Origin of the sequence: Sphingobacterium sp. UBA2480, from assembly GCF_002341965.1 — a bacterium.
Lineage (GTDB): Bacteria > Bacteroidota > Bacteroidia > Sphingobacteriales > Sphingobacteriaceae > Sphingobacterium > Sphingobacterium multivorum.
Window position 1 is genome coordinate 144,163 of sequence record NZ_DDPA01000001.1, and the last position, 25,546, is coordinate 169,708.

The window sequence follows — 25,546 nt, forward strand, 5'->3', positions numbered from 1 at the left end:
TGATCTATCTTTTTTTTTTCGGTAGTACGCAGTTAGAATAGCAGAATTCAATTTGACTTTTCCATTTAATCTATATTGTTGTTTAAAATTAATCATCATTCAGCAGCAAGCTACTTAATTTGAACTAAATGTAATTTAAATAACGGAATATGCAGGGGGGCAATGTGCTTTGCTGCAAGAACAGAAATGTATCAAATACTAGATGAGCGGTTGGAGGAGAAATCTGCAGCGCATCGAGGATCTAAAACGGAAAGTGCGGCCAGCTCTCAGGCACTTTCATCGGTAAAGAAATGTTCAGGTTATTCCATCCATAAAATGGTAAGAAGTGTACTGAATGCCTTCAATATGATGTCCCTGATTACGCTTTGGGTTCGTTGCATGCCTCAATGCGGATTTAATCCTGTCAGTGCACGAATTCTCGTCAAAAATAATTAATTTGCGAATAACAGCAGATAGCCATTGTATTTGTTTTCTGATCCCTATAAAAATACTATTGATGAATAAGATAGACTGGAATTCATTTAGAGTTAAAAATGAAAATTACACGAAAGCGTTTGAAGAATTATGTTATCAGATTTTTTGCAGAAAGCATAAATTTTCAGATGGTATCAGAGCCGATTTTAATCAGGCAGGACTCGAAACGTATCCCAAGAAATCAGCATCAACAAGCAAAATCGTCGGCTTTCAGTCTAAATTTTTTGAACACCAGACGGACTACAGCCAAATCAAGAAATCCATTGAAAAAGCACTGAAATTATTTGCGAATGAACTGGATGAGATCACAATTTTTCTAAACTCAAACGCGAAATTAACGTCAGAAGGCGCAAAAGAAATTGTATCGATTGCCAGGAAAAAAAATATCAGGATCAACTGGTTTACGCAGAGCAAGTTTCAGATTGCTCTGAATCAACCTCATAATCTGGATATTGCTCAGCTTTACTTCGGGTTTGGCGATGAGCGGAATTTTATTAAAAGCAATATTTCAATAGCAGACTCCAACTTTATACAATCGTCAGGGTTTCTCATACTGCCGATTGTCAGGCTTCCAGATAGAGAGCTGACTGAAAGAAAGCTTAGTGCAAAGCTCTCAGTACTGACTGGAAATGCCGGTTCGGGAAAGAGTATTTTGATAAAATACTTGTTTTGTGAGTATGCCAAATTGTTCGAGGGAAAAATGATATTTGATAAAAATCGTGTTTTGCCCATGCTGGTTAACCTCAAGGATTGTTATTCCGATAGCCTGGAAGACTTGGTCAGACAACGTCAGAAAGATTACCGGGTTCGGAATCAAAGTATCCGTTTTATTTATATCCTCGATGGATTGGACGAATTGAGCAGGTTACATGCGGATCTCGCCCTGCGCTTTGTAAAGAGGCTTGCGGAAGCGGACAGTACGGATAAAATTATGATCTCCTGCCGAAGGGGAAGCCTTAACAAGCTTATAATCAATGAATACTTTGAAACATTTGACAGTTATGATATTAGTGACCTGACACTTGAGGACATCGAACGCTATTTCCAACAGAAAGATGACCAGCAAAAAACCGATAAACTGCACCGGCTCAAAGAAGAGAACCGTCAGCTCATTGAAGGAATCACGGATATTTTTCTGGTAAAACTGCTGTGGGATACCATTGATGATATTACAGAAAATACAACGATCATTGATCTGTTGGAATTGAAAATAAGTGGTCTGCTCAAAGCAGTACAGCACCGTAAAGACCTCGACGCCCTTAACCTGCTGGTTCCGAAGGAAAAGGAAATCATAAGGATCAACGAAAAATTATCCTACCGTTTTTCTAAAAAATACCAGTATAGATTTAAACATTCCTCCATCGGCAAATTTTTAAGCAGGGAGTTCCCGCAACTGGATTTCAAGGACATCAACGCGATTGCCAGCTACATTTTAAATACGTTTTTCGATAAAAATACAGCGGATGAAAACAATGATACGTATATCTATCAGCACCGGAGATACCAGGAGTATTTTTATGCGAGGAGATTAAAGAAAACGTTTGAAAGGGATATGGGTATCATCCGCAAGACCGGCGTTGTCCTTAGTCCGGATTTCTTTGATGATATATTCATGAAATATCTTCAGAAAGAATATAAAAAAACAAATAACTTTCCTGCCCTGGCTCTGCTGGCAAGTATCAAATATTACCAAAAAAACGGAGATCAGTGGTATATCAGTGATTCATCACAGTTTATTGATGCGTTAGCCTGTCAGAAGCCCAGAACTTTGGAGTTTTTGCTTAATGATGATATACTGAATACGAAGAGCTACATATACGGAACCTATGAAAATGCGCTCAGGTTCTTTGAACACGGAAAAATCGAGGCGGCATTAAGTGTAATTGAGAAGTGCAATGGAGAATTCGGCAGGTTTGAAACCACCACTGAAATGAAAGATCTTGAGGGCCAACTGTACTACAAATTCTCCATTCAGGGGGAAGGATCGAAAACGTATGTTTCATTCTTCTTAAAAAAATATCGCAAATCCTATAAGGACTTTGATACAGACTCCAATTCACTGCTGGATAATCAGTCCCCCATGGAATATGTGATAAAATCTTATTTTAAAGTAGGCTTAAAGCATTTTAAACAGCAAATGACCACATTGGTCAAGGAGCTAACGGGTGTTGAACTGTGCTTTTTACTGGACCTGTTGTCGAGCGTAGAGTTTTTGCCGTTATTTTTTAAGAACAAAACGTTGCAGGAGGCTATTTCAGAGCAGCTTGCCAGATACAGGAGAAGGCCCACCCTTGACAATCTATCGGTATTTTTCTTTAGGAAACTACTAAAAACGACAGTGACAGACAAACAAGTGAATGAAATATTTACCCTTCTTCGGCCAAGTCACGGTCATGTGCGGGAATTTAGTTTTAAGAGGCTTATCCATCCGTTTGCCATTAGTTATTTTATAGCAGGCGACGGAAGGTTTATCCAGGAAGTGGATTCATCTGGAGATTTCCCCGCATCGGAAGATGTTGTTAAATATTCCGTGCTGTATGATTTCTATTGTAATGCTTTAGAGCAACCCACATCCTTTTCCAAAAATCTGGTCGCTTATAGAGACAGGTTTAAACATTTTTACCACAGTAGGTCAAGGGTAAAAACACTGCTTTCAGAGCTGTGGGCTTATATTTTTTATTTCTCTCAAGGAAACAGAACTGAATATTTGCAACTGACCGCCAAACTGACTTTTGATTTTGACGAGCTGGCCTTTTTTAGCCGGCTAAACAAAATAGATGCGGAGTACTTTGCCAGCATTGTCACAGAAACGGAACTTTTGCCGTATGAAAATTCCTTAAAAAATTGGAAGCAGGACTATTCGGAATATATTGACCGATGCTTTGCATTGAGTGGAATGTATTCGCAGTTCAATACGGAAAAATCCTTAAGCTACATAAAAGAAGCGTTAATCAATAGCAAACTCCGTCATGGCTGGAGGAAAGATATTTATATATCAGAATTTTTTAATGAGTCTTTTGCTAAGATCCTGTCGAGAAACTGGTTAACAAAGAAAGAACTCAAGAAGTATGCCGCATCGGTATATATAATGAACTTACGGTTATATGAAATTACGGACCGAGATCATACGCGCTATGGAATTTTAAATTTTCTGGAAGCTATGGCCCCGTATGATCTAAAACTTTCTTACAAATTTCTGGAAAAGTTTAAAGAAAAGAATCTCGAGAAACACGTCGAGAACCTGTCGATCATAGCCCTTTTGATACAGGACATTAAAAACAACGCAATTCCTTATCATAAAGTGGGTGACATCCTAAATAGTTGGAGATTCCGTAATAAGTATGAACAGTCCTTATTTAACGTCGAAATGGAGGTCCTTAGCAGTGATTTTTATGATGATCAGGTCAAAAAGCTCTCCTTTGATAAAGCATATAATATTGTTGATATGGTAAAGGGTAAGTTTGATTATCAGGACGGGGTATTGGACAATTACTATGAGTTATATGATTTTTACTGTACACTCTATGGAAAGAAAAATATATTAGTTACCAAAACAGATAGCTATGGAAGCGATAAGGACATCAGCCAAGGTGAATTTTCGGCGCTCATAGATAAGGTCGTGGATCATAATGGTCTTCAGGACTTATGTTCAATGTACGGTAATTATCATAATAAAATCGAAATTAAAGATAAAGAGATATGGCGAAGGTGGATCGAAAAAATGGTATCCATCGACGGGAATATTGATCTTTTTATGGCTTTGACGGATAAACAACAATTCCTAACATCCGGTTTCTGGGGAATTTCCAATTCAAAATACTTCGAGCTGGGGGTGGCATGTTGTCTGGAAAATCCGAATACAAAAGACCAGATGGAATCTTTTCTGATTAATAACGGCGGCCATGGTTCGTTTTACAAAATGATCTACGTTTACGCAGCAATGAATGAAAAGGAAAAAGCCTTAGCCATGTTTGAAAAATTTCATCAATTTTGCCATTTTCTGATTACGTAAATACTGGCTTGCGAAGTTGAATGTTTCTAGAGAAATTGTGCGCTTGATATGATTGACCTTACGGATGGAAGGACCCAATAGACCTTTGACCCGGCTGCCAAATTTCCAGAAAATGGCCCTGAATCACTTCGCGAGTCCTCTAGTAGATTTATCTTATTTAATGCTTTCAAAGAAGGATAATAGTGGAATCAAGTCCTCGACTGAAGCCCACCATCCCCAGTGAGAGGGATTTACGTGAAAATACAAATAGCTAAGAATTTAGGGTTTTGACCTAAAAATGCTTATATTTGCGTAAAGAACTTAGTTTATTGTAATTAAGATTTTAAGAGAATTAACAAGATAGATGAGCGGGTGGCCCATATGTGGCATCTTTCGATTTACAATTCGTAACTAGTTGGTTTGTAGATTGATAGAAGGGTAGGTGGCAATCCCTCACTCTCCGCCAGGTGCAAATTTAAAGTTTTTAAAAAGCACTAAAAAATAGATAAATCCTGCAAAATCAATGATTTGCAGGATTTTTTTGTTTATGGCTTTCTTTCTTTTTAAGGAGCTTAAACGTGAAGAGCAAATCAATCCACTTCATCTATGTTCGGATTACAGTAGATTGTATCCCTAAAGAAACATCAACAAAAAGGAAGTGGGATATTAACAGATGGAACCAAAAGGAGGAGAAAGTAATAGGTACCAAGGAGAGGCTAAAGAACTCAATATCTTTTTAGAATCATTTTGGGGCCCATTGTTTCTTTACCATCTAGAATGTCTAATCCAGGTGCTAGTGTGTCCGGTTTAACTATTTTGTTCTTATTTAACTTGTGTGATTGGTCTAAGTTTGTTTTATAATAATACTAAAAAAGACAATAATGAAAACAATTAGAAAATTTACAATCGCAAGTGCGTTATGCGTATCCCTATTTTCCGCCGTAGCAATTTCATGTAGTGATGATAACGAATTTCCGACAGAACAGGAATCGTCGCCTGCAAATCATAACAATGCAAAAACTAACTTTATCAACGTGAAAGGAGTAGAGTTTGCTTATCGCAGCTGGGGGAAGGAAGGTGGAATACCTCTAGTGTTATTGCCAGGAACTGGAGGTTCTATGGACGATTGGGATCCCGCGGTCACCAATGGACTCGCAAAACAATATAAAATAATCATTTTTGATAACAAGGGAGTAGCTTCATCCAAAGGGACCACTCCTAATTCTGTCCAAGCAATGGCTAATGACGCTATTGATTTTATCAAAGCAATGAACCTTGGAAGAGTAAATATCATGGGATTCTCAATGGGAGGATTTGTTGCCCAAAGAATTGTGTTAACGGAGCCAGCGATAGTTAATAAGATTATTTTGGCCGATAGTGGACCTAAAGGAGCAATCGGTCTTGCCAATCTTCCAAATATTGTTGCAGGAACTGCTGGACTTAGCGCAGAAGAATCCTACTTAAAATTCGGATTTACTGATTCACAAACAAGCATTGCAGCAGGAAAAGCGTCGTTTGCCCGTGTCCATCAACGCACTGTTGATCGAGATCCGGCACTAAGTGATGCTACTTCAACCGCTCAATTTACTGCAGTATTAGCATGGGCGCAACCTGATGCAAATGCACTTGAGGAAATTAAAACCATTAAAAAACCTGTTCTAATCGTTCATGGAGATAAGGATCTTCCAATTTCTGTTCAAAATGCATATAATATGAAACAAAATTTAGAGAACGCTGTATTAGTTGAGTTCTCAGATTCTGGACATGCGGCTTTTTATCAGAATCATGAAGCATTCATAACAAAAGCATGCGCATTTTTAGCTCAATAACATACTAAATATCAAAAAGCTTTAATTCCGGGGCAGATCAACACTAAAGTTGATCTGCCCATTTTTATTTTAAATAATACCCGGGAATATAATTTTTAAAGTAGAGAACTGTTTAAGGTTGAATGGGAAAAAGGAAAAGTATCTTTTCGAATTAAAAGCAAACATCATTTTGTAATGACCTTACCATTTAGACTTCCTTGAGCTGATCTATTTATAATATTGTGAAGATTCTCAAATTTATAGAAGACATTTTAATGCCTAGTGGAAATGATCGATGAGAAGTTTATGAATGGTTTTCTGTTGACGGTCATTGCTGAGGTAAATTGCTCGTGGTTATTATATGCTGGCTATAGATAAAACATAAATGCAAAAATGCCCGATAAAACTACCGGGCATTCTTGCTGAAATAATTACTTAAAATTATTTCAAAACGAATAAATTAAACTATATGGACCAGGGATAAAATGCGGCTTATTTTGAGGCTGCCATAATTATATTGGCGACTTCTTGAGGATGTGAGATGAATACGGCATGGCTCGCTCCTTTGATCTCGGTGATCTTCGTATCTGACCTTTTGTACATATTTCTTAATATAATAGGATTGATGCTCTTATCCGCCGTTGGAACAATTCCGAATGTCGGTTTTGTATGCCAGTCTGCAGCTGTTACTGCTGTGGTAAACGATGAAGCAAGGATCGGTTTTTGGGCATGTGCCATAAAAGTTGCTTGTTCATGGCTAAGATCAGCCGCAAATCCCGCATGGAATTTTTCCAGGTCATAATAGGCAAACCCTTCATTATCCGGAGGTAAAATACCAGCTTCTGGAAGACCCGGTTGGGACGAATACCATTTATCTGTTGTTTCACCTTTATCAGGTTGAAATGCAGTTACGTAAACTAGAGAGGCAACATTGGCATGTGAACTTGATTCCGTAATTACTGTACCGCCCCATGAGTGGCCTACAAGTACTGCCGGTCCATCAAGTTTATCCAATATTCTTCGTACAGTTGCATTATCATCCTTTAATGAAGTCAATGGAATCTGGGCAATTGTTACATTGTAGCCATTTTTTGAAAGGATATCATATACGCTTCTCCATCCTGATCCATCAACAAAAGCACCATGTACAAGTACTATGTTTTTAATTTTGGTATTGGTGTTCTTTTTTTGAGCTTGTGCATTACCTAAGCCCAAAAATATAGTTACTAAAAGTAAAATTGCAAAGTGGATTTTTTTTAGCATGACTGTTTAGATTAGTGTTGTTGAAATATTGATGTTTCCTTTTATTGCTTTGGAATATGGACAGGTTTGGTGTGCAAGTTCAATAAGCTGTTCGGCGATTTCTTTGTCAATTCCTGGAAGACCGACAGATAATCTTGCTTGCAGAAGAAATGCATCACCTGTCAATCCCAAATCGACTTCGGCATCGACGAAAGCATCTTTTGGTAGTATTGTACCAAGTTTTTTTGCTGCTAAACCAAGTGCTCCAATATAACAGGCCGACCAACCTGCGGCAAATAGCTGTTCAGGATTAGTTCCTTTCCCAATGGATCCTGGTGCGGAAAGTATGATATCCAATTTTTCGTCGCTGCTTTTAGCATTCCCTTCTCTACCTCCAACCGTATGGGTTTTTGCTGTGTAGAGTACTTTTTCGATGTTATTCATTTTCTTATTTATTTTATTGTTAGACCTTATTTTTTATTTTTTTCGGTGTCTTTTCTACTATTTTGATAGTACAAAGAGACCATAAAATATCCTATCAAACTAGTGTAAAGTGCCCCAGATGGACATAATAGCGGTTAAAGTGGACAAATAAAATAATGAAATGGACAATGAGGATTTGCGACAATACTATATATCTGACAGCAAAAAAAATCAAGATTTATTTATGTCTTGATTAACTATATTTTTAAGACCGTGTTGTATTAATTGGATAGTGTCAATAAACTCTTAGCGGAAATTTTGTTAGCGTTAAGCTGCACTTTTTAGGTTAACAGGCTGCTCGAAAATCGAATGGTTAAGATCGTGTGTATTGCTCAGGCAATTTCGGGCAGCGTATAATTGATCAAAACCTAACAGGACATCATCGCCTGTTAGGTTTAAAGATCGTATTACTTTAATAGAATACCTTTTTTGAGGAAAGACTCTAGCACAGAATGTCTCCAGTAAGGAGCCTTTGTGATCTTTTATCGATTTGGTCAAAACTTTAATTTTCCTGATGCCAAAGTCGTTTGTTCGCTTGTCAAGAATATTTATATCGGAACTTTATAGCAGATAAAAATATGCAAATGGGAATCCGTATCCGTTCATTGCCGCATAAAATATGTCATTTCTTATCCCATTTACCCCGATCTAGTTTAGCGGTCTTCCAACCAATTCAGGAACATGGCAGTTTTATCTTTGCCGATCAAAAGCTTTTCTTCTGTTGGAACGGTCAGTTTTACAAAGAGCTTTCTTCCAAAATAATGCTCAACTTCCTTTACGGCAGAAAAATTGATGAGGTACTGTCTATTGAGCCTAAAAAACTGTTTATCGGAAAGGATGCTTCCCAAATGATCCAAAGATTGGTTCATATCATATTGTTCGCCTTTAAAGGTGACAAGGGAAGGGGAGGTATAATTGATATAAATATAGGCGATATCATCCGTTTTGACTGTAAGGTATTTATTGTTTTTAAAAACCAGGAAACTCGTTTTCTTCCTTTCTTGATCACCGATCCGACTGATTATATCGTTAAGATCATTGGCAGAGGCTTTCTGGAAAATATTTTTAAAATTATGCACTTTCTCAAAAGCATTTTTTAGATCATCTTCCGAAAATGGTTTAAGCAGATAATCAATCCCGTTTTCTTTAATTGCTTCCATGGCGTATTCACCGAAAGCTGTGCAAAAAATTACTGGACATACGATTTTGACAGCTTTAAAGATGTCAAAGCTAATACCATCGGACAGCTGGATATCCATAAAGATCAGCTCTGGCGATGGGTTATTGGACAAATAGTCTATAGCGCCCTCTACACTTTGGATCTTTGCCAGAATCCGGGAACCTGGCTGCAAATGCAATATCAGATTTTCCAGTGAACGCGCAGCTTTAATTTCGTCTTCAATTATTAGGATGTTCATATAATATGGGAAGTTTTATGGTAAATTTTTCGTCAGTCGCCGTAATGATAATATTTTTCTGGCTAAGATGAAGGTACCGTTGATTGATATTTTTGAGCCCCAGTCCGGTGGAGGGTTCTGGAATTTTCCTTTCCTGCAGATTGTTCTCGATAACCAAATAATCTTCCTGCTGATAGATCGCAATGTAAAGTGGTTTCTCCAACGAAACAATATTATGTTTGATGCAGTTTTCTACTAATAGCTGCAGTGTAAAAGGAGGAATGTAAGAGTCATAGCTATCACTCCCAAGATTTTGTCTCACAAAAAGGCCTTCTTCAAAACGGGCTTTCAATAGATATACGTACGATTCCATAATAGCCAGTTCTTCTTTTAATGTTAGGACTTTAAGCTTTAGACTTCCAAGAGTAAATCTGTAGAAGTCAGCAAGTTTTAGTATAAATTCTGAAGATTGGTCATCGTGGCTCTCTACCATGTATTTTAGGGTATTGAGACTATTAAAAAGAAAATGGGGATTTACCTGTTGTTTTAAAAGTTCATATTGAGCTTCAAGATTTGCAGCCATCGAGCGTTCAAGTTCTCGTACAAATTGTTGATTAAGATAAGTCTGGTATAATATATGGATAAACATATAAAATGTGAGGTTGATCAATATCCCTCTTACTTCGTACATTAATATTTGGGGGCCAAAATTTAGGTGAGATAGAATGTAATACTGTATAGAAGAAAGGAAAAACATCAATATTAAACCCACTCCCAATCCCCTAAATAGCTGACCCGACAGTACTTTTTTACTGCCTGTTTTCTTTGTATATGCAGGTATCGAATAGATATTATAATACCAGATCAATAATGCAAAACCGGATGTTACAGCGAAATCGGCTATACCTTCGGCCATAACAAAGTGATGGTCTACAATTTTAGGGATTGAGGTTAATATTCCCAATGAAATTGAACTAATCCATATCAGACGACCTGAAATCTCAAAAGGTATTTGCTTTTTGGGTTTAAACATTTTAATGAAGGTTATTTTCTGTTTGAAGTTATGCTTTTTATGGATTATTTAAATCAAAACGCATAAAAAATCATTTTTTAATCTTGAGACAAATTTTCAGTGTAATCAATTAAGTGGAGTTTGTTAAACGCGTAGTATGTAATGGCCAGGACTAAAAAGGCGATTATCGCATCGATTGTCGAAGGTAGGCCAAGCACCAAAATCTTTGAGAAGAAAGCGAAAGTGATGTCAAAAAACATCCCTGCAAAGATCCATTCCTTCAACCTATTGAAACGATTTGGAATAAGGAAAATGATACTGCCTACAATTTTAAATATACCTAGTATATAAATGAAATGTGGAGGATATCCAAGTTGTAGCGTAATATCCCAGACCACCGGATTCCTTGTGAGTTCAAAGAAACCGCTTGCGCCGAACCATAATGACATAAAGATGCGTCCGCCAAGATAAATTTTTGTGTAAGTTGAATGTTGCATGATCAATTATTTTTGCCTTTTGAGCGAGTTATTAAAATTATTGTATACTGTTATGATGAATAATCGTTGTTTACTGTGCCATTAGGTCGGCTTCAATGATCGCCTCAGCGAAAGCCTCCGGTGCTTCCTGTGGCAGGTTATGGCCAATACCACCGTTTAAAGTATGATGCTTATACTTACCTTTATATTTTGATGCATAACTTGCTGGTGGCGGAAAGGCTGCCCCATTTGCATCACCTTCAAGGGTTACAGTAGGAACAATAATATCCGGAGCTTTGGCAAGCTTTTCTTCAAGTTCGTCATATTGTTCTTCGCCTTTGGCCAGTCCCAACCGCCAACGGTAATTATGGATGACAATATCCACATGGTCGGGGTTATCGAATGACTTTGAGGAACGTTTATAGGTCTGGTCATCAAAGTTCCATTTTGGTGAAGCTGTTTTCCAGATCAGTTTATTGAATGCCTGTATATTTGCTTTGTAGCCTTTATAGCCCCGTTCAGTGGCGAAATAATATTGATACCACCATAAAAATTCGGCATTTGGGGGAAGCGGGTTTTCGTTCGCTTTGGGGCTACCAATAAGATATCCACTTACAGCGACCAATGCCGAACAACGTTCAGGCCATAATGCTGCGATAATATCCGCGGTTCTGGCTCCCCAGTCGAACCCACCGATAATCGCCTTTTCAATTTTCAGTGCATCCATATATTTGATGATATCAATTGCGACCGCAGACTGTTGCCCGTTTCGCATGGTTTTATCAGAAAGGAATGTGGTGGTTCCATACCCCCGAAGGTAAGGTACCAGTACACGGTATCCCTTTTTAGCAAGGATAGCGGAGGACTGTTCAAAGCTGTGGATGTCGTATGGCCATCCATGAAGAAGGATAACCGGCTTACCTTTACTTGGTCCGATTTCAGCATATCCTACATTTAGGAGTCCCGCTTGGATAGTTTTAGTCTGCTGAAAATTCATCATATCTTCTGTTTCGCTGTTTTTCTCATTAACCGAAGTTTGCGCATTTAATCTTGAGATTCCAGCACCTATCATCATGATGATGGAAAATGTGAGGATCTTTAACATTGTATTTAGTTGGATTTTCATTGTTTCAGTATTTAAGTTGATTTAAATTTTTAAGGTCGAAGTATTATTTAGGTAATTTTAGGGGCTGGTATTCAAGGATCGAATTAATACGTTGCCTGCTAGATTCATTAGAAGAAACCTTTCCGAATTCGATTCCATATTTGAGATTTCCCATTTGATCGGTTTTAACGGTCTCGACACTTAACAGCTCACCACTGACCTTACTTCCAAAATAATTTGGGTCATCCTGCATTTTATAGGTCACGAGCTTAAGATCTACTCCTATGATTCCTTTTTTTGTTTCCAGTGCTGAAATTCCCTTTTGATTGCCATAAAGCGCAGACATGGTCTGTAAGTTTGGATTAAAGGAAGATGAAATAAACTTCAGGCTTCCCGGATCAAACATAAAGCGGATTTTTCCAGTTTCTTTTTCAGGATTTTTGGTACATGAGCCAAAAATTAAACTAGTTAATAGAACTATGGATAAGACTTTTTTCATTTTGAGCGGTTTTTAAATAGTGTTCAATTAATTTTCTGGAATTTACTTTTGGCGGCACATTGAAAAGAAAGCCTGTCGATTCTGCTAGCTGCCTGTGGCAACTGATGCAGGACTGTTGCGCGAACAATGCTGTTTTCCCTGTTGGTTTCAATTCCTGTCCATTGAATTTTGCAAATCCCCAGCCTTCAGTTTCCGTATATTCTTTCCCGTCTTTGACCATGTATTGCATGTTCACAAAGTCACCCGGTACAATTTCACCATTCGCTTTTTTTGTCTGCTTGAAAACTGCCTTTGCTACTGCGCTTCCATCTGGCCATGGATGAAAATTTTCTTCCTGAATCGCTTTTACAGCGATGTCATTTCCGTAGATTACCCGTATGCTGTTGTCAATGAGTGTGCTCATGCCGATCACTTTCCAATTTTTGAAGTCGGCATTGTAGCTGATCCCATTGGGAGAAACGGGGACTCCAGCTTGTACGGTAGTGGTCAAAGGTTCTACTTTAGGACCAGCTTGAACAGGGCTTATTGTCCTATGTGCAGGAATAAAACTGTCTTTTTCTGAAAGAGACAAAGCAAACTGCTTAATGGTCTCAATCTCATTTTGTGAGAGTTTAGCTCCTGGGTGCGTCATGGCATAGGAGGGAAGAGGCATCTTCTCGGCACGAACCATATTGAATATTGCGTAGAATTTTCCCTTTTGCTCAGCTTCGGATAATTTGTCCCATTCCGAAAAATTCATTACTTCGCGGGCTCTCCTGATGTCTTTATTGACGATCCAGGAAATCGGAGCGAGTTTATCTAAGAAGGTGAGATGTTGCGCATTTGAATGACAGTCATAGCAGGAACGTTCTAAAATCTGAGTGACCTCTTTAGGTACATTTTTCATAGGCCCGGTTACCGGCCTTTGTTCGATCGGCGCATTGAAAAACTGTAAGGCTATAAAAGCTGCTAAGATACAGAGTAATACAATGGGTAATAATCTTATTTGTTTTGCGTGCTTCATGATATTTTCTTTTTTGTTTTGATAAAATTAGAGTAAACAATGCCAGTCGAAAAGATCAAAGGCGATGAACCGGACATATTGAAAGGTGAATAAAGCATTTCTGGTGTTGAACCGGACAGGGTTTCCTATAAACTTACGCTGGTCGCATCAATGATTTCTCCAGAATTCTGGTTCTGTTCAAAAGCGATAATTTCCCAATCTTCTTTGGTATCCGGAAGTTTGAATGAGAAGCTGCCATTGGCTTGAAGTGTTCGGCTTTGCAAGTCCCTTACAATTTGTACATGTGAAAGCGCTTTTCCGGCGTTTTCACCTGCTGAGACCTGCGAAGAGGCTTTCTTTTGAACAAGTGCCATGAGGATTGTGGAGTTTTTCAATGCTGATTTTGATGTGTAGCCGATCTGAATAGATTTACCTTCGGATTTTTCAATTTTTACAATCAGGTTTTCCGCATGGGTCTCCAGCATTGCCGATTGAATGCTGCGTAATACTTTGGTGGATTCGGAGCCAACTGTTTCTGTCTTGCCATTGATTACCATCTGAGGCGTGTATAACGTCCCTAGGTTCATCCACGTTGCATATTCTTTTTGTCTTTCTGTGAACCTGGCTTTGCTGAAACGGTCTTTCCATCCCTGATGATCCCAATAATCTACATGGTATGCCAGAATAAAAAGTTTCTTGTTTTCGTTATCCTTTTCGAGCTTAGCAATCAGTTCGTCTGCCGGAGGACAGCTCCAGCAACCTTCGGAAGTAAACAGTTCGACTACAGCGAAGCTTTTATCCGAATTTTTTGCTTTGATGTTTTCCATTTTCTGGTCATCTGCAAATCCTTTGAAAGCCATAATCAGTGTGATGATCAAAGGAAGACTTAAGACGTATAATATTTCTTTTATCGATTTCATGCTATTGATTTTTATTTTATTGATGAAAAGATGAATTAAGGGTTTTTTATATGACAATTATAAACTGAAGATTTTGAGGGAAAAACCGAAGTCTTGAGGCGGGATGCAGATTTCATCGCTGCATTGCATAAACTGAATTGTCCCCCTGATCGTGCCATTCTTTCCTTTTATTTTGATTCTTTGACTAAACTCAACATCGTTCTCAAAATAGGTCACAGGAATACCCAATACTTTTTCGAACTTTCGGAGTGGTGTGGGCTGGGCCACTTTCCCTACCAGTTCATAAGATTTATCAGGCTGGAATTTAAAGTTCATTTTAATGGGGCTCTGGGGACTATTGCCCAGCGCATACATATGCCACGCTTGGGGTATCTTTGCTTTCATTGAAATTTCTCCTTCGTCAGGGGATTTTCTTTTGAGAATACATTCCCATGTTATCTGACCATTGGAAGTCTGACCTTTGGAATAACCGCAGAAAATCATTAGGACTGTGATCATTAAAATTGCTAGCTTGTTCATTTTTCTTATTTTTTTAGTTAAAAACTGTTGTTTTGTTATGCAAATAGACGGTAAATAACAGTTTCAGAATAGTGAAAAGTGGTTAGAACGGACTTTTTTCCCATTGAAGCCGGCACTTATGGACATCAAAAATTTTAGGGGAAATGCGATAAAAAAAGTCCACTATTTCAAAATTGAAAAAGTGGACGGGATAAAAACAGCACAATCAAAACAAATGATTTATTTTAGTTTTTCATGATGGCCATTATAAGTCTGATCTTAATGATCGGAAAGCATTTCTCATTTCTTTTGTAAAGAGTTCCGGTTGTTCCCAGGCAGCGAAATGCCCGCCCTTTTCCAATTTGTTGAAGTAGATCAGTTTCGGATAGGCGCGTTGGGCCCAAGTTTTTGGAACAGCATAGATCTCATCGGGGAAAGCACTTACCGCTACCGGAATCTTTAATCTCCTTGGATCAAAAAATCCCGCTGTGGATCCCTGAGAAGCCTCCCAGTACAGACGCGCTGAAGATATTCCGGTATTTGTAAACCAATACAAGGATATATTGTCAAGGATGTCATCCTTGGATAGTCCTTCTTGCTGACCTGCGAATACACGTGTAATCAATTTTTGGCTCCGGTCATCATGGTCAAGCATCCAGGCTGCCAATCCGACCGGTGAATCATCAATTGCATAAAGCGTTTGAGGGCGTAGACTCATTTCATTGGCGTAGCCCAAACCTTTTTTATAGAAAAAGTCCAGTTGCGTGAACGCATTCTTTTCATCTGGGCCTAAATCCGCAGGTATAATACCTTTTGCCAAGGCCTGCGATATTTCACTTGGTACTGTGGCTGCCATATTGGTATGAATTCCAAGTAATGATTTGGGAGCAATCAGCGCCATATTTTCGGAGATTGCATTTCCCCAGTCACCACCTTGGGCTACATATTTATGATAGCCCAGTCTGTCCATGAGTGTGATCCATGCCTTGGCTACCCGTACAGGGTTCCACCCAAGTTCTGTGGGTTTCCCCGAAAAACCATGCCCGGGAATGGACGGAATTACCACATCAAAAGCATCTTCTCTTTTTCCTCCGAATTTCTCCGGATTGGTAAGCGGTTCAATGATCTTTAATTGCTCGATAATCGATCCTGGCCAGCCATGGGTAATAATTATTGGAAGCGCATTTTTATTCTTTGAGCGGACATGAATAAAATGAATATCCACTCCGTCAATATTTGTAATGTACTGCGGGTAAGAATTTAGTTTTGATTCTATTTTTCGCCAGTCATATTTTGTCAACCAATAGTCCGCAAGTGACTTCATGGTAGCAAGTTCGACCCCTTGTGTTTCGTTGTTGACAAGTTCCTTGTCCGGCCATTTTGTATTCCGTAGCCGTGCTTTCAGATCTGAGATCTTTTCATCCGGTATTCGGATGTGGAATGGTCGAATGCTCTGATCTAGTTGAACTGTATTGTTAGAGGCAATTTGCGCGTGGGTAGGTACAGTTCCTAATACAAACATCGCTAAAAATGTTGCTGTGATTATGGTCTTTTTCATTGTTGGAATTTTATAAGGGATTAAACTAAATTATCTAAGGGATTTGAATGCAGCTCTAAGCTCTTCCGTAAAAATTTGAGGTTGCTCCCATGCTGCAAAGTGTCCTCCTTTTTTTGCTTTATGGTAGTAATACAAGGTGGGATAAGCGGCTTTTGACCAGCTTTCGGGTGCTTGGTAGATTTCATGTGGGAATACGGAAATAGCCACAGGAACTTTTATAGTCTTGGTTTTTTGATGATCTGAACTGAAATTATTGTTATTGTTTTCCCAATAGAACCGTGAAGATGAAGCACCGGTATTCGTCAACCAATACAATGTAATGTCATCTAATATTGCATCTCTATGGATTACTTTTTCGGGTTGTAGGTCACTTTCTGTCCATTCTGCAATTTTTTCGGACAAGAATGCTGCAAGTGCACTCGGAGAATCAGACAGAAGATAACCTGTTGTCTGTGGTCTTGTAACCATCATTCCGCCATAGGCTGCATTTCTTCCAAAGAATGTACTTAGAGAATTATATGCTTTAGCTTCGTCTTCTGAAAGTCCGATAGGAGTAGGGTCACCCGCGTTAATCGGTTTTACCAATTCAGCGGGAATTGTTGCGGGCATCGTAAGGTGTATTCCAAGAAGTCCGGACGGAGCCTGCTTTGCCAATGCATCGGAGATCACTGAACCATGATCACCACCTTCCGAAACATATTTTGTGTAGCCAAGGCGTTTTACCAATACATCCCAAGCTTTGGCAACGCGGTCTGGATTCCAGCCTGTTTCTTTGGGGATTTCTGAAAAGCCATATCCTGGAATTGCAGGGATAATCACATCGAACGCATCTTCTGCTTTTCCACCATATTTTAGAGGATCAGTCAGCGGGCCAATGGCATCTATGAATTCTAGCGGTGACCCTGGCCAACCGTGGGTAAGGACTACCGGTAGTGCATTGGGTTCTTTTGAGCGTACATGGATGAACTGGATATCCAAACCATCAATTTTTGTTATGTATTGTGGAAGAGCATTTAATTTTTTTTCAAGTTTTCTCCAGTCATATCCTTTCCCCCAATAGGTTACCAGTTCCTTCAACTGTGCTAATTGAATGCCTTGAGATTCATCATTCACAGTTTCTTTATCGGGAAAGCGAGTTTCCGCGATACGGCGTTTGAGCTCGTCAAGCTTTGACTGTGGAATGTTGATCTTAAATGGCCGGATGCTGGTGTCTGTTTTTAAAACAGTACTGGTAGTTTTGTTGTTTTGAGCACTGGCAATGGTAGGTAGACTTAGCGAGAATGCTGCTGCTGCTAAGAGTACGGTTGTAAGTTTTGTTTTCATTGTTTCTTGTTTTGAATTTTTGTCCTGATTTCTTTTTGTTGAGACAAATGTAGACCAAGCCAAAGGCTATGGAAAGAAACAATCGGTTGAACCGGACATATTAGCTGTCGAGTTGGTTATTTTAATCCGCGAACAAGATGATGCTATAATTGATCGTTTTGAATGATATATTTATAAATTGCGTGTAACTTAGACAAATGTTCGAACCGGTGGTAACTGTGGCGTTTGCTGCACATCTTTGATGAAAAGGTGAGGAAGATCTTATATTGGTCTATAGAGCAGATGCATTACAGTAAATATGAAAGCAAAAAGTTTCAAAAACAGAAAAACAGCGGTAAATAAACCGCTGTTTCACTTTGTCGGTCTGATTTTATAAACAACGGATCGTCCCTCCGTCGACCCGTAGTACAGAACCGCTGACATAGTCAGCAAAACGACTACAGAGGTAGACAACGGCACCCGCAATTTCTTCAGGTGCACCAAACCTGCCCGTATCATTTGGGATAAGCTCCTGAACTGCTTTGTACTTAATCTCTTCCCTATCCGTTCCCCATCCAAATTTAGGTGCTGCCTGCTCGAGCCATTGTTCTACCATTGGATTGATAATGGCTCCGGGAGATACGATATTCGAAGTGATGCCTGTCTCTTTAAGCTGTCTAGCTAGCGATACAGACATATTATGTCGCGCGGCAAGAGTCGCATTATAATGTGGCTGTTCCTTTATGGGCTGTATGGCCAATCCACCTCCAATGTGTATTAACCTGCCCCAACCAAGCTCCTTCATCTGTGGGACGATGCGCTGTATCATACGTACATATGAAACCACATTTGTGTTGTACAGCGCTAACCAGTCCTCTGTACTGGCTTCGCCCCATGATTTGTGGGAAGTAACTCCGGCATTATTAACCAGTATATCCACCGGTCCGGAGGAGAGTGCCGCTGCAGCTACAGCATCGGCGCCTTCATCCGTCCCAAGGTCTCCGATCGCTACTGTGGCAGATCCACCGGAAGCGTTAATCTGTGCAGCTACATCCTCGGCCCGTTTAAGGTTACGTCCATGTATAATTACCATGGCGCCTTCACTTGCGAGCATTTTAGCAATGGCTTCGCCCAACCCGGAACTAGATCCGGTTACCAGGGCACGTTTACCCTTTAATTGTATGTCCATTTTAATTGATTTTTATGCTATGAATGTTTTTTATTTGGCGCATAACCAAATTCCTTTTTGTAGGCAAAGGAAAAGTGGGAGAGGTCCTCAAAACCCAGATCCAAGTATACATCGGACGGCTTCCCTTTTTGCTGTTCGATCAAGAAGCGGGCTGTATCCAGGCGCTTCTGCAACAGCCACCTGCCCGGGCTGGTATGAAACTGCTTTTCAAAATCGCGCTTAAAACCCGAAAGGCTGCGGCCTGTAAGAAAAGCAAAACGTTCCATTGGTACATTGTAGCGATAATGGCTGTTCATAAAGGCTTCCAGGTCAATCTTACCCGGTTCATTAAAATCAAACAGCACATTTTTAAATGCAGGATTATGCTGAATAAGTAGTAAAACAAGCTCTCTGGCTTTAAGCGCAACAATACGGTCATCCGTTTGCTGTTGCAGATAAGGAACCAAGGAATCTACAAAACCTTTCAGCAATGCACCTGGCTGGATAAGCAGTGTGGAATGGGGATCAATTATGCTATCAGCTTTCAGTCCATATTGTTCGCTCATTTCCTTTAAGGTGCACTGATCGATATGCACTGCTATAGACCTGAAACTTCCATCGGTGGTACTTTTCACGTATTTTGTTAATTGATTGCGTCGAAAAAAGCGGAAGTCACCTTCCCGATAGGAATGCTTTTGATCAGCAAGCCAGACATCCTGTTTCCCCTGGAGAATATAACTGAAGATATGATCTGCTACAAAAGCTTCGCCCTCGATCGTGTTTCCGGAATAGGTATTTAGCACTATTCTGGGGCCTTTAGCTGCATCTTTTGCTTTTTCGGAAATATCATTTTTACATTCCATAGCGATTAGCTTATGATTACTTTTGGTTCTAATTGTTCTTCGAGTCCATATAATCCTCCTTCTCTGCCCAGGCCTGATTGTTTAAATCCGCCGAATGGTGCCAGCGCATCGTGATAGATCGTATTGATCGCGACCCTGCCGGCATTAATCTGTGCAGCAACTCGTTGCGCCCGCTCCATGTATGAACTGCTTACATAAGCATGCAATCCATATATGGTATCGTTGGCAATGGCAATAGCTTCTTCTTCAGTTTTGTAGGTAATAACGGATAATACAGGTCCGAAAATTTCTTCTTGCGCAATCGTCATGTCATTACTTACACCTGTAAATATAGTGGGTTTGACGTAAAATCCGCTCTGTAATCCATCCGGTTTACCCAAACCACCAACTAAAAGTTCCGCGCCCTCGTCGATACCCAGCCTGATATAATGTTGTATCCGGTCAAACTGTTTCTGACTGGCCATTGGTCCAATGACCGTCTGCTCATCTCTTGGGTCACCAACTATTTGTGTAGCCATTGTTTTCAGCAAGATAGCTTTAACTTCTGGAAGGACAGCTTCCGGTACCAGCAGTCGTGTGCCAGCAATACAGGCTTGACCACTATTCATAAAGGCTGCACTTACCGCCATTGGTATTGCAGTATCAAGATCCGCATCATCAAGAATAATATTGGGTGATTTTCCACTGAGTTCCAGCGTGACGCGCTTCATCGTATCTACTGCATTGCGGGCAATGATCTTGCCGACTATTGTAGAACCTGTGAATAGGATTTTAGCCACAGCAGGGTGGGTAGACAATAGCGTTCCCAAAATATCTCCGCGTCCATGTACCATATTGATTACGCCGGCTGGAAGTCCTGCCTGGTGGAAGCACTCTGCCAAAACTTGCGACTGAATCGCACTCATTTCACTGGGTTTGATTACTACGGTACAGCCAGCTGCTATCGCAGCAGCCAGCTTCACACATATGGAACCTGAATTGGCATTCCAGGCCGTCATAATACCGGTTACGCCAACTGGCACCATAGAAATTACCGAATGACCTATGGGACGTTCGAAAGAAAAATCCTTAAGGATTTCCTTGAAGTAGAGGAAAGTCTCAGCGGCATACTGGTTTGACCAGCGAGACCGTTGTACTGTTGCACCATACTCTGTTGTGGTTGCTTCCTGCAGGTCATCGAGCCGCTCCATCAGCGCATCATGCAGTTGCTGTAGGTAATCCATGCGTTGTGCTCTGATTGTTTGTGAAAAAGAAGGTAAAGCTGCTGATGCAGCAACTATTGCAGCCTCCATATCCTGCTCATTGCCCAAGATGACATGACCGATGAGGCTTTCATCCGAAGGATTAATGATATCCATCTTCTCGGTACCAGTCGAAGGCCGAAATTGCCCATCGACATAATGTTGGTTAATTATTTTCATTTTGTTGTCTTTTAAAACTTCGCTCAAAAGCATCGTTATTATTGACACAAAATTACATCGCTGCCATCCTTGAAGGTTTGTTAGAAAGCCCAGATTACTTTGTTGAAAGGCTCAAGTATCATGCTGAATCACAAGTAGTAGTTTGTGAGAAAGATTAATTTTTTCAAAAAAAAATCTATCTTTGTAGTCTGTTATACTATATCTAACATATTATCTGCGTCTTAACTAAAAAAGACATGCTCGAAAAAGAGCTATAACTGCATGAAATCTTTTGACTTTCAGTGCACAGATAATTGTATCCCCATATTTTATTAAATCACAACCGAAAAATTGATTATCAAATCGATTGGTTTATCATTTTACGATGTTATAGCATTTAAAATGCTTATTATACAAGGAATATAATGAATAGTAAACAATTAATAAGTAGAGAAATAGAGTTATTCTACGATAAAGTATCGGAAGAAACCAGACTTGATAAGGGAATGGGAGTATTTGAGTTTGAAAGAATAAAATCACTTATTGAAAAATACATCATCTCTTCACCATTAACCATAATTGATATCGGTGGTGGCACAGGGAAGTATTCGGAATGGCTTGCAAAGAAAGGACATCGAGTTCATTTGGTAGAGCCCGTTACAAAACATTTAAAAATAGCCCGCGACAGAGCTAATAAATTGAAAAACAAATTTGCTGTGCACAAAGGAGAATCTCGAAAATTAGAGTTCTCAAATAATTATGCCGACCTTATTATACTACACGGTCCACTTTATCATCTTCAAGAGAAAGAGGACCGGGATTTAACCATTTGTGAAGCCAAACGAGTTTTGAAAAACAACGGCGTTATATTGGGTTTTGCCATTAATTATACTGCATCCACTTTGGTAGGTCTTTTAAATGGGTTAATCCACAAAAAGTCATTTTTTGAAATGTGTAAGGAAGAACTAACACTTAGCAAACATAATCCGCCCCCTGATTTCCCTTGGCTTTTAGCAGAAGCATTTTATCATAGGCCCGAACAATTAAAGAATGAATTTTTAAATCAACAATTAACCTATTTAAATACGTACGCAGTTGAAGGTATGGCATGGTTGGACAAAGACTTTTTTGCCAATATGCAGAACTACCAACGGCGGAGAGTACTCATGGAGCTTATTCAAATTACTGAAAATGATAGCTACCTTCTTCCGTTCAGTCCACATATGATGATAGCGGTACAAAAAACATATAACCATGGAAAATAAAGACAAATATTACTGGGCACTAATAGACAATGATGGTCAACTAAACGAAATTGATCTCGGAGAAAAAATGGAATTGAACGAAAACGAAACCAACGAAATAATTGTACAGCTTTTGTCTGAATATAAAATTGAATATACAGCAATCAGATCCTGCAATTACAGCCCGACGAAAAGAGCGAAGAGAATGAAGAAAAATTAACCGCTAATGTATTTTTCCTAGGAGATGTTACTGCAATAGTCTGCGTTGCCTTTAGTCTGGCAAGGCTGGTCATGACGATAGTTGCGGCTTTGCTTATTGGTGGGTTTTACGCTGAGATTGTATTTCGAGGGATCGATTTGATACGTAAGGAATATAGCGATTGGGAGCGCGAAATCCTAATAACTTTTGTAAATTAGGAAAGCAGCAAAAGACGTTGTCTGTTGACAACAGATAACGTTTTTTTTGTTTGATTATATACTTATTAACGTTTAAAGGAACAAGATATGGGCGGAAAATTGATCCTACAGTTCTCACTTTTGGTCGGACAGCTATTCTTAGGAGAAAGCTGTACCCATAACTCACATCGGGTGACGGCAGAAAATACTAAAGATGAGATTACAGCAGTGTCAATTTCTATGGTTGGCGGATTTACAGTAACACCTTCAAAAGGTTATACGATGAAGATAACAAGAGATAGTATTTATTGTCTGTTTTCTGCAATTGATACAGCGCAGAGTACCCTAAAATCATATGTCAACACGGAAGATAAATGGAACTTGCTATTAAATAAAATTGATTTGGAAAAATTTATTGCCGCTAAAGAAGAGGAATCGCGTCAGCCATACGACGGAATAGATATAAAAATAAGCATTACAACAAAAAAGGGGCAATATGTAAAACTGAATGCTGACGATAACCCTAGCTGGAATCGTGTATATAAACAATTGGAAGAATATTTTCCCCCACAAGCATATGGAAATAAAAAATTAGACAATTGAATCAACTAAAGACTGTACAGCTTATAGTAGCTTTTTGTAACTTAGTTTACTTTCCTTTTTTGCTGTAGAAATAGCGAAAGAAAATTTTTTGACATGTATAATCAAGGCAAATAAAATATAAATTACCATGGATGAGCAATTCAAACAGCAGGTATATGAGGTTGCAAAGCTGATTCCGAAAGGAAGAGTGACGACCTATGGATCGATAGCAAAAGCCTTGGGCTATCCAAATCATTCGCGACATGTCGGAAAGGCTATGGGAGGATGTCCCAGCGATGTACCTGCCCACCGTGTTGTATCCAGTGGCGGCACGCTTGCAGTGCCTGAATTTCAAGAACGGCTTGAAGCCGAGGGGCTTGTTGTCAATAATTTACGGATCAAGGACTTTAGAAAGCTGTTTTGGGATCCGATGGACGAAATAATCGATTAATGTAATACTATGAAATACTGTGCTTTTCTACGCGGCGTCAATGTGAAGGGAACCAATATGAAGATGTCAGATGTCAGTCAGGTTTTTAAGGACGCCGGTGTAACGGACGTTACTTCGGTACTGGCTTCTGGAAATATTGTTTTTTCGTCGGACAAAGCGCCCGCCTCGCTCAAGCAGTTACTAGAGGATTCCATGTCGGCCTATTTTTCTTATGAAGCTTTTTTGTTCATCCGATCACAGGAAGAAGTGGAATTGCTGCAGGCAAATATTCCTTTTGAAATACATACAGACTTCCATGTCTATGCTTTTGTAGGGACAACAGGTGTCGAAACAATACTGATGGATGAATTCAGCAATTCGACACATGTGCCGGGAGAGAAGGGAGAAATTGTCGATACGGTCTTTTATTGGCGCGTACCCAAGGGCAATACCTTGGATTCCAGCTTCGGAAAGGTGTTGGGGAAAAAGAATCTGAAAGATAAGATGACAAGCCGGAATATCAACACCTTTGAAAAGATATTGAAAAAAATGGGTTAATTAACGGAATGAGCCCGGTATTATCCGGGCTCGTTTTTAGTTTATGGAATTCAGCCATGCGTGAAGTAGTTCCTCGGATGAAAACTTTTATGGCATTGATCTTAATCAATCTCAGCCGATTTAGCCCAGATGTTAATATGGCCGTCTTTTGCATAAAGATCAATTTCGTGAATTTCTTCCGGGCTAAACGTCAGATTCTTCAGCGCACCCACGCAATCAATGACCTGTTGTGGTCTTGAGGCGCCAATTAGCGCCGATGTAACTTGCTTCTTGCGTAAAACCCATGCTATAGCCATTTGTGCCAGTGATTGCCCTCTACGCTGTGCAATTGCATGTAAGGCCTGGATGTTCTTTTGATTTTCTTCATTCAGAAATTTTGTCTGAAGTGATTTGGATTGCGCCGCACGGCTATTCTCGGGGATATGCTGTAAATATTTATCGGTGAGCATGCCCTGTGCCAAAGGGGAAAAGACGATAGAACCAATGCCTATCTCATCCAAGGTATCGAGCAAGCCATCGGTTTCTACCCATCTGTTTAGCATAGAATAGCTAGGCTGATGAATAATAAAAGGTGTGCCCAATGATTTCAGGATTGCATGGGCTTCTTTTGTGCGTTGCGAATTATAGGATGAAATACCGACATAAAGCGCTTTTCCGCTACGGACAAGCTGATCTAGCGCCAGCATGGTCTCCTCCAAGGGGGTATTGGGGTCGAAACGATGTGAATAGAAAATATCGACGTAATCGATACCCAGGCGTTTAAGTGATTGCTCACAGCTTGATATCACATATTTACGGCTTCCCCATTCTCCGTAAGGCCCATTCCACATGTGATATCCCGCTTTTGATGAAATAATCATCTCATCGCGTAAACCGTAAAATTGTTCTTTTAATATTTGTCCGAAGGCCCTTTCGGCACTTCCAGCAGGCGGACCATAATTGTTTGCGAGATCGAAATGGGTAATTCCCAGGTCAAACGCTGTTGTGCAAATATCAACTTTCGTTTGATGGGCTGTGTCGTCACCGAAATTATGCCACATTCCCAATGAGATGGCAGGCAATAGAAGACCGGATTGACCACAACGATTATAGATCATATCTTGATATCGGTCTGGATTTGCTGTATACTGCATAGTCTTGAATAGTTTTAATCCAAAC

24 protein-coding genes are annotated in these 25,546 nt (G+C 39.6%); 8 read left to right on the forward strand and 16 right to left on the reverse strand.

The window, feature by feature from the left end:
• Positions 1-186: 186 nt before the first annotated feature.
• From B3600_RS00655 to B3600_RS00665, 3 genes are all read left to right on the forward strand, one after another.
• On the forward strand, positions 187-435 hold the full coding sequence (locus B3600_RS00655; protein WP_286751756.1) for a hypothetical protein: 249 nt from the start codon (positions 187-189) through the stop codon (positions 433-435).
• Positions 436-496: 61 nt separating this feature from the next.
• The gene (locus B3600_RS00660) at positions 497-4,486 is read left to right on the forward strand and encodes an NACHT domain-containing protein (RefSeq protein ID WP_286751757.1); all 3,990 of its coding nucleotides are present in this window, start codon (positions 497-499) and stop codon (positions 4,484-4,486) included.
• Between the two features lie 860 nt (positions 4,487-5,346).
• The gene (locus tag B3600_RS00665; protein ID WP_286751758.1) at positions 5,347-6,294 is read left to right on the forward strand and encodes an alpha/beta fold hydrolase; all 948 of its coding nucleotides are present in this window, start codon (positions 5,347-5,349) and stop codon (positions 6,292-6,294) included.
• Between the two features lie 471 nt (positions 6,295-6,765).
• Here the strand turns inward: B3600_RS00665 and B3600_RS00670 are convergent, their stop codons facing one another.
• The 15 genes from B3600_RS00670 to B3600_RS00740 form a co-directional block, all read right to left on the reverse strand.
• A complete protein-coding gene (locus tag B3600_RS00670; RefSeq protein ID WP_286751759.1) occupies positions 6,766-7,536 on the reverse strand; it encodes an alpha/beta hydrolase in 771 nt (256 codons plus the stop codon).
• A 6-nt stretch (positions 7,537-7,542) separates the two neighbouring features.
• Positions 7,543-7,959 carry an organic hydroperoxide resistance protein gene (locus B3600_RS00675; RefSeq protein WP_286751760.1) on the reverse strand — a complete coding sequence of 139 codons (417 nt, stop codon included), beginning with the start codon at positions 7,957-7,959 and terminating at the stop codon, positions 7,543-7,545.
• A 692-nt stretch (positions 7,960-8,651) separates the two neighbouring features.
• Positions 8,652-9,416, reverse strand: coding sequence for a LytR/AlgR family response regulator transcription factor (locus tag B3600_RS00680; RefSeq protein ID WP_286751761.1), 765 nt, complete (start codon positions 9,414-9,416; stop codon positions 8,652-8,654).
• On the reverse strand, positions 9,397-10,428 hold the full coding sequence (locus tag B3600_RS00685; protein ID WP_286751762.1) for a sensor histidine kinase: 1,032 nt from the start codon (positions 10,426-10,428) through the stop codon (positions 9,397-9,399). Before B3600_RS00685 ends, B3600_RS00680 begins: the two co-directional genes overlap by 20 nt.
• Positions 10,429-10,505: 77 nt before the next feature.
• The gene (locus tag B3600_RS00690; protein WP_286751763.1) at positions 10,506-10,904 is read right to left on the reverse strand and encodes a DoxX family protein; all 399 of its coding nucleotides are present in this window, start codon (positions 10,902-10,904) and stop codon (positions 10,506-10,508) included.
• A gap of 70 nt (positions 10,905-10,974) precedes the next feature.
• The gene (locus B3600_RS00695; protein ID WP_286751764.1) at positions 10,975-12,009 is read right to left on the reverse strand and encodes an alpha/beta fold hydrolase; all 1,035 of its coding nucleotides are present in this window, start codon (positions 12,007-12,009) and stop codon (positions 10,975-10,977) included.
• Between the two features lie 43 nt (positions 12,010-12,052).
• Positions 12,053-12,487 carry a hypothetical protein gene (locus B3600_RS00700; protein ID WP_286751765.1) on the reverse strand — a complete coding sequence of 145 codons (435 nt, stop codon included), beginning with the start codon at positions 12,485-12,487 and terminating at the stop codon, positions 12,053-12,055.
• The gene (locus tag B3600_RS00705; RefSeq protein WP_286751766.1) at positions 12,453-13,490 is read right to left on the reverse strand and encodes a heme-binding domain-containing protein; all 1,038 of its coding nucleotides are present in this window, start codon (positions 13,488-13,490) and stop codon (positions 12,453-12,455) included. The genes B3600_RS00700 and B3600_RS00705 overlap by 35 nt, the downstream gene beginning before the upstream one ends.
• Positions 13,491-13,615: 125 nt before the next feature.
• Positions 13,616-14,389, reverse strand: coding sequence for a DUF1223 domain-containing protein (locus B3600_RS00710; RefSeq protein ID WP_286751767.1), 774 nt, complete (start codon positions 14,387-14,389; stop codon positions 13,616-13,618).
• Positions 14,390-14,446: 57 nt separating this feature from the next.
• Complete coding sequence (locus B3600_RS00715; RefSeq protein WP_286751768.1) at positions 14,447-14,908, reverse strand: protein-disulfide reductase DsbD domain-containing protein; 462 nt, start codon at positions 14,906-14,908, stop codon at positions 14,447-14,449.
• A 244-nt stretch (positions 14,909-15,152) separates the two neighbouring features.
• A complete protein-coding gene (locus B3600_RS00720) occupies positions 15,153-16,445 on the reverse strand; it encodes an epoxide hydrolase family protein (protein ID WP_286751769.1) in 1,293 nt (430 codons plus the stop codon).
• A 30-nt stretch (positions 16,446-16,475) separates the two neighbouring features.
• Positions 16,476-17,768 (reverse strand): epoxide hydrolase family protein, encoded by a 1,293-nt coding sequence (locus tag B3600_RS00725; RefSeq protein WP_286751770.1) that lies wholly within the window; start codon positions 17,766-17,768, stop codon positions 16,476-16,478.
• A 370-nt stretch (positions 17,769-18,138) separates the two neighbouring features.
• Positions 18,139-18,936: an SDR family NAD(P)-dependent oxidoreductase gene (locus tag B3600_RS00730; protein WP_286751771.1), complete on the reverse strand. Its 798-nt coding sequence runs from the start codon at positions 18,934-18,936 to the stop codon at positions 18,139-18,141.
• A 17-nt stretch (positions 18,937-18,953) separates the two neighbouring features.
• Entirely contained in the window at positions 18,954-19,778 is an 825-nt protein-coding gene (locus B3600_RS00735; RefSeq protein ID WP_286751772.1) for a helix-turn-helix domain-containing protein, read from the reverse strand.
• 5 nt (positions 19,779-19,783) lie between these two features.
• Positions 19,784-21,199 (reverse strand): aldehyde dehydrogenase family protein, encoded by a 1,416-nt coding sequence (locus tag B3600_RS00740; RefSeq protein WP_286751773.1) that lies wholly within the window; start codon positions 21,197-21,199, stop codon positions 19,784-19,786.
• Between the two features lie 404 nt (positions 21,200-21,603).
• Between B3600_RS00740 and B3600_RS00745 the strand changes: the two genes are divergently transcribed.
• From B3600_RS00745 to B3600_RS00765, 5 genes are all read left to right on the forward strand, one after another.
• Complete coding sequence (locus tag B3600_RS00745; RefSeq protein WP_286751774.1) at positions 21,604-22,443, forward strand: class I SAM-dependent methyltransferase; 840 nt, start codon at positions 21,604-21,606, stop codon at positions 22,441-22,443.
• Entirely contained in the window at positions 22,433-22,642 is a 210-nt protein-coding gene (locus B3600_RS00750; RefSeq protein WP_286751775.1) for a hypothetical protein, read from the forward strand. Before B3600_RS00745 ends, B3600_RS00750 begins: the two co-directional genes overlap by 11 nt.
• A gap of 284 nt (positions 22,643-22,926) precedes the next feature.
• On the forward strand, positions 22,927-23,421 hold the full coding sequence (locus B3600_RS00755; RefSeq protein WP_286751776.1) for a hypothetical protein: 495 nt from the start codon (positions 22,927-22,929) through the stop codon (positions 23,419-23,421).
• A 127-nt stretch (positions 23,422-23,548) separates the two neighbouring features.
• Entirely contained in the window at positions 23,549-23,851 is a 303-nt protein-coding gene (locus B3600_RS00760; RefSeq protein ID WP_112374679.1) for an MGMT family protein, read from the forward strand.
• A 9-nt stretch (positions 23,852-23,860) separates the two neighbouring features.
• Positions 23,861-24,388, forward strand: coding sequence for a DUF1697 domain-containing protein (locus B3600_RS00765; RefSeq protein WP_070560882.1), 528 nt, complete (start codon positions 23,861-23,863; stop codon positions 24,386-24,388).
• A gap of 101 nt (positions 24,389-24,489) precedes the next feature.
• Here B3600_RS00765 and mgrA read toward each other — a convergent pair whose 3' ends face one another.
• Complete coding sequence (gene mgrA, locus B3600_RS00770; protein WP_204991172.1) at positions 24,490-25,521, reverse strand: L-glyceraldehyde 3-phosphate reductase; 1,032 nt, start codon at positions 25,519-25,521, stop codon at positions 24,490-24,492.
• Positions 25,522-25,546 lie beyond the last annotated feature (25 nt).

Excerpts from the sequence above, each read along its gene's own strand:
- B3600_RS00715 (WP_286751768.1), bottom strand. The coding sequence starts at position 14,908 with ATGAACAAGCTAGCAATTTTAATGATCACAGTCCTAATGATTTTCTGC.
- B3600_RS00725 (WP_286751770.1), bottom strand. The coding sequence starts at position 17,768 with ATGAAAACAAAACTTACAACCGTACTCTTAGCAGCAGCAGCATTCTCG.
- B3600_RS00670 (WP_286751759.1), bottom strand. The coding sequence starts at position 7,536 with ATGCTAAAAAAAATCCACTTTGCAATTTTACTTTTAGTAACTATATTT.
- B3600_RS00755 (WP_286751776.1), top strand. The coding sequence starts at position 22,927 with ATGGGCGGAAAATTGATCCTACAGTTCTCACTTTTGGTCGGACAGCTA.
- B3600_RS00750 (WP_286751775.1), top strand. The coding sequence starts at position 22,433 with ATGGAAAATAAAGACAAATATTACTGGGCACTAATAGACAATGATGGT.
- mgrA (WP_204991172.1), bottom strand. The coding sequence starts at position 25,521 with ATGCAGTATACAGCAAATCCAGACCGATATCAAGATATGATCTATAAT.
- B3600_RS00690 (WP_286751763.1), bottom strand. The coding sequence starts at position 10,904 with ATGCAACATTCAACTTACACAAAAATTTATCTTGGCGGACGCATCTTT.
- B3600_RS00695 (WP_286751764.1), bottom strand. The coding sequence starts at position 12,009 with ATGAAAATCCAACTAAATACAATGTTAAAGATCCTCACATTTTCCATC.
- B3600_RS00665 (WP_286751758.1), top strand. The coding sequence starts at position 5,347 with ATGAAAACAATTAGAAAATTTACAATCGCAAGTGCGTTATGCGTATCC.
- B3600_RS00685 (WP_286751762.1), bottom strand. The coding sequence starts at position 10,428 with ATGTTTAAACCCAAAAAGCAAATACCTTTTGAGATTTCAGGTCGTCTG.
- B3600_RS00655 (WP_286751756.1), top strand. The coding sequence starts at position 187 with ATGTATCAAATACTAGATGAGCGGTTGGAGGAGAAATCTGCAGCGCAT.
- B3600_RS00720 (WP_286751769.1), bottom strand. The coding sequence starts at position 16,445 with ATGAAAAAGACCATAATCACAGCAACATTTTTAGCGATGTTTGTATTA.
- B3600_RS00680 (WP_286751761.1), bottom strand. The coding sequence starts at position 9,416 with ATGAACATCCTAATAATTGAAGACGAAATTAAAGCTGCGCGTTCACTG.
- B3600_RS00705 (WP_286751766.1), bottom strand. The coding sequence starts at position 13,490 with ATGAAGCACGCAAAACAAATAAGATTATTACCCATTGTATTACTCTGT.
- B3600_RS00740 (WP_286751773.1), bottom strand. The coding sequence starts at position 21,199 with ATGAAAATAATTAACCAACATTATGTCGATGGGCAATTTCGGCCTTCG.
- B3600_RS00735 (WP_286751772.1), bottom strand. The coding sequence starts at position 19,778 with ATGGAATGTAAAAATGATATTTCCGAAAAAGCAAAAGATGCAGCTAAA.
- B3600_RS00760 (WP_112374679.1), top strand. The coding sequence starts at position 23,549 with ATGGATGAGCAATTCAAACAGCAGGTATATGAGGTTGCAAAGCTGATT.
- B3600_RS00700 (WP_286751765.1), bottom strand. The coding sequence starts at position 12,487 with ATGAAAAAAGTCTTATCCATAGTTCTATTAACTAGTTTAATTTTTGGC.
- B3600_RS00730 (WP_286751771.1), bottom strand. The coding sequence starts at position 18,936 with ATGGACATACAATTAAAGGGTAAACGTGCCCTGGTAACCGGATCTAGT.
- B3600_RS00765 (WP_070560882.1), top strand. The coding sequence starts at position 23,861 with ATGAAATACTGTGCTTTTCTACGCGGCGTCAATGTGAAGGGAACCAAT.
- B3600_RS00675 (WP_286751760.1), bottom strand. The coding sequence starts at position 7,959 with ATGAATAACATCGAAAAAGTACTCTACACAGCAAAAACCCATACGGTT.
- B3600_RS00710 (WP_286751767.1), bottom strand. The coding sequence starts at position 14,389 with ATGAAATCGATAAAAGAAATATTATACGTCTTAAGTCTTCCTTTGATC.
- B3600_RS00745 (WP_286751774.1), top strand. The coding sequence starts at position 21,604 with ATGAATAGTAAACAATTAATAAGTAGAGAAATAGAGTTATTCTACGAT.
- B3600_RS00660 (WP_286751757.1), top strand. The coding sequence starts at position 497 with ATGAATAAGATAGACTGGAATTCATTTAGAGTTAAAAATGAAAATTAC.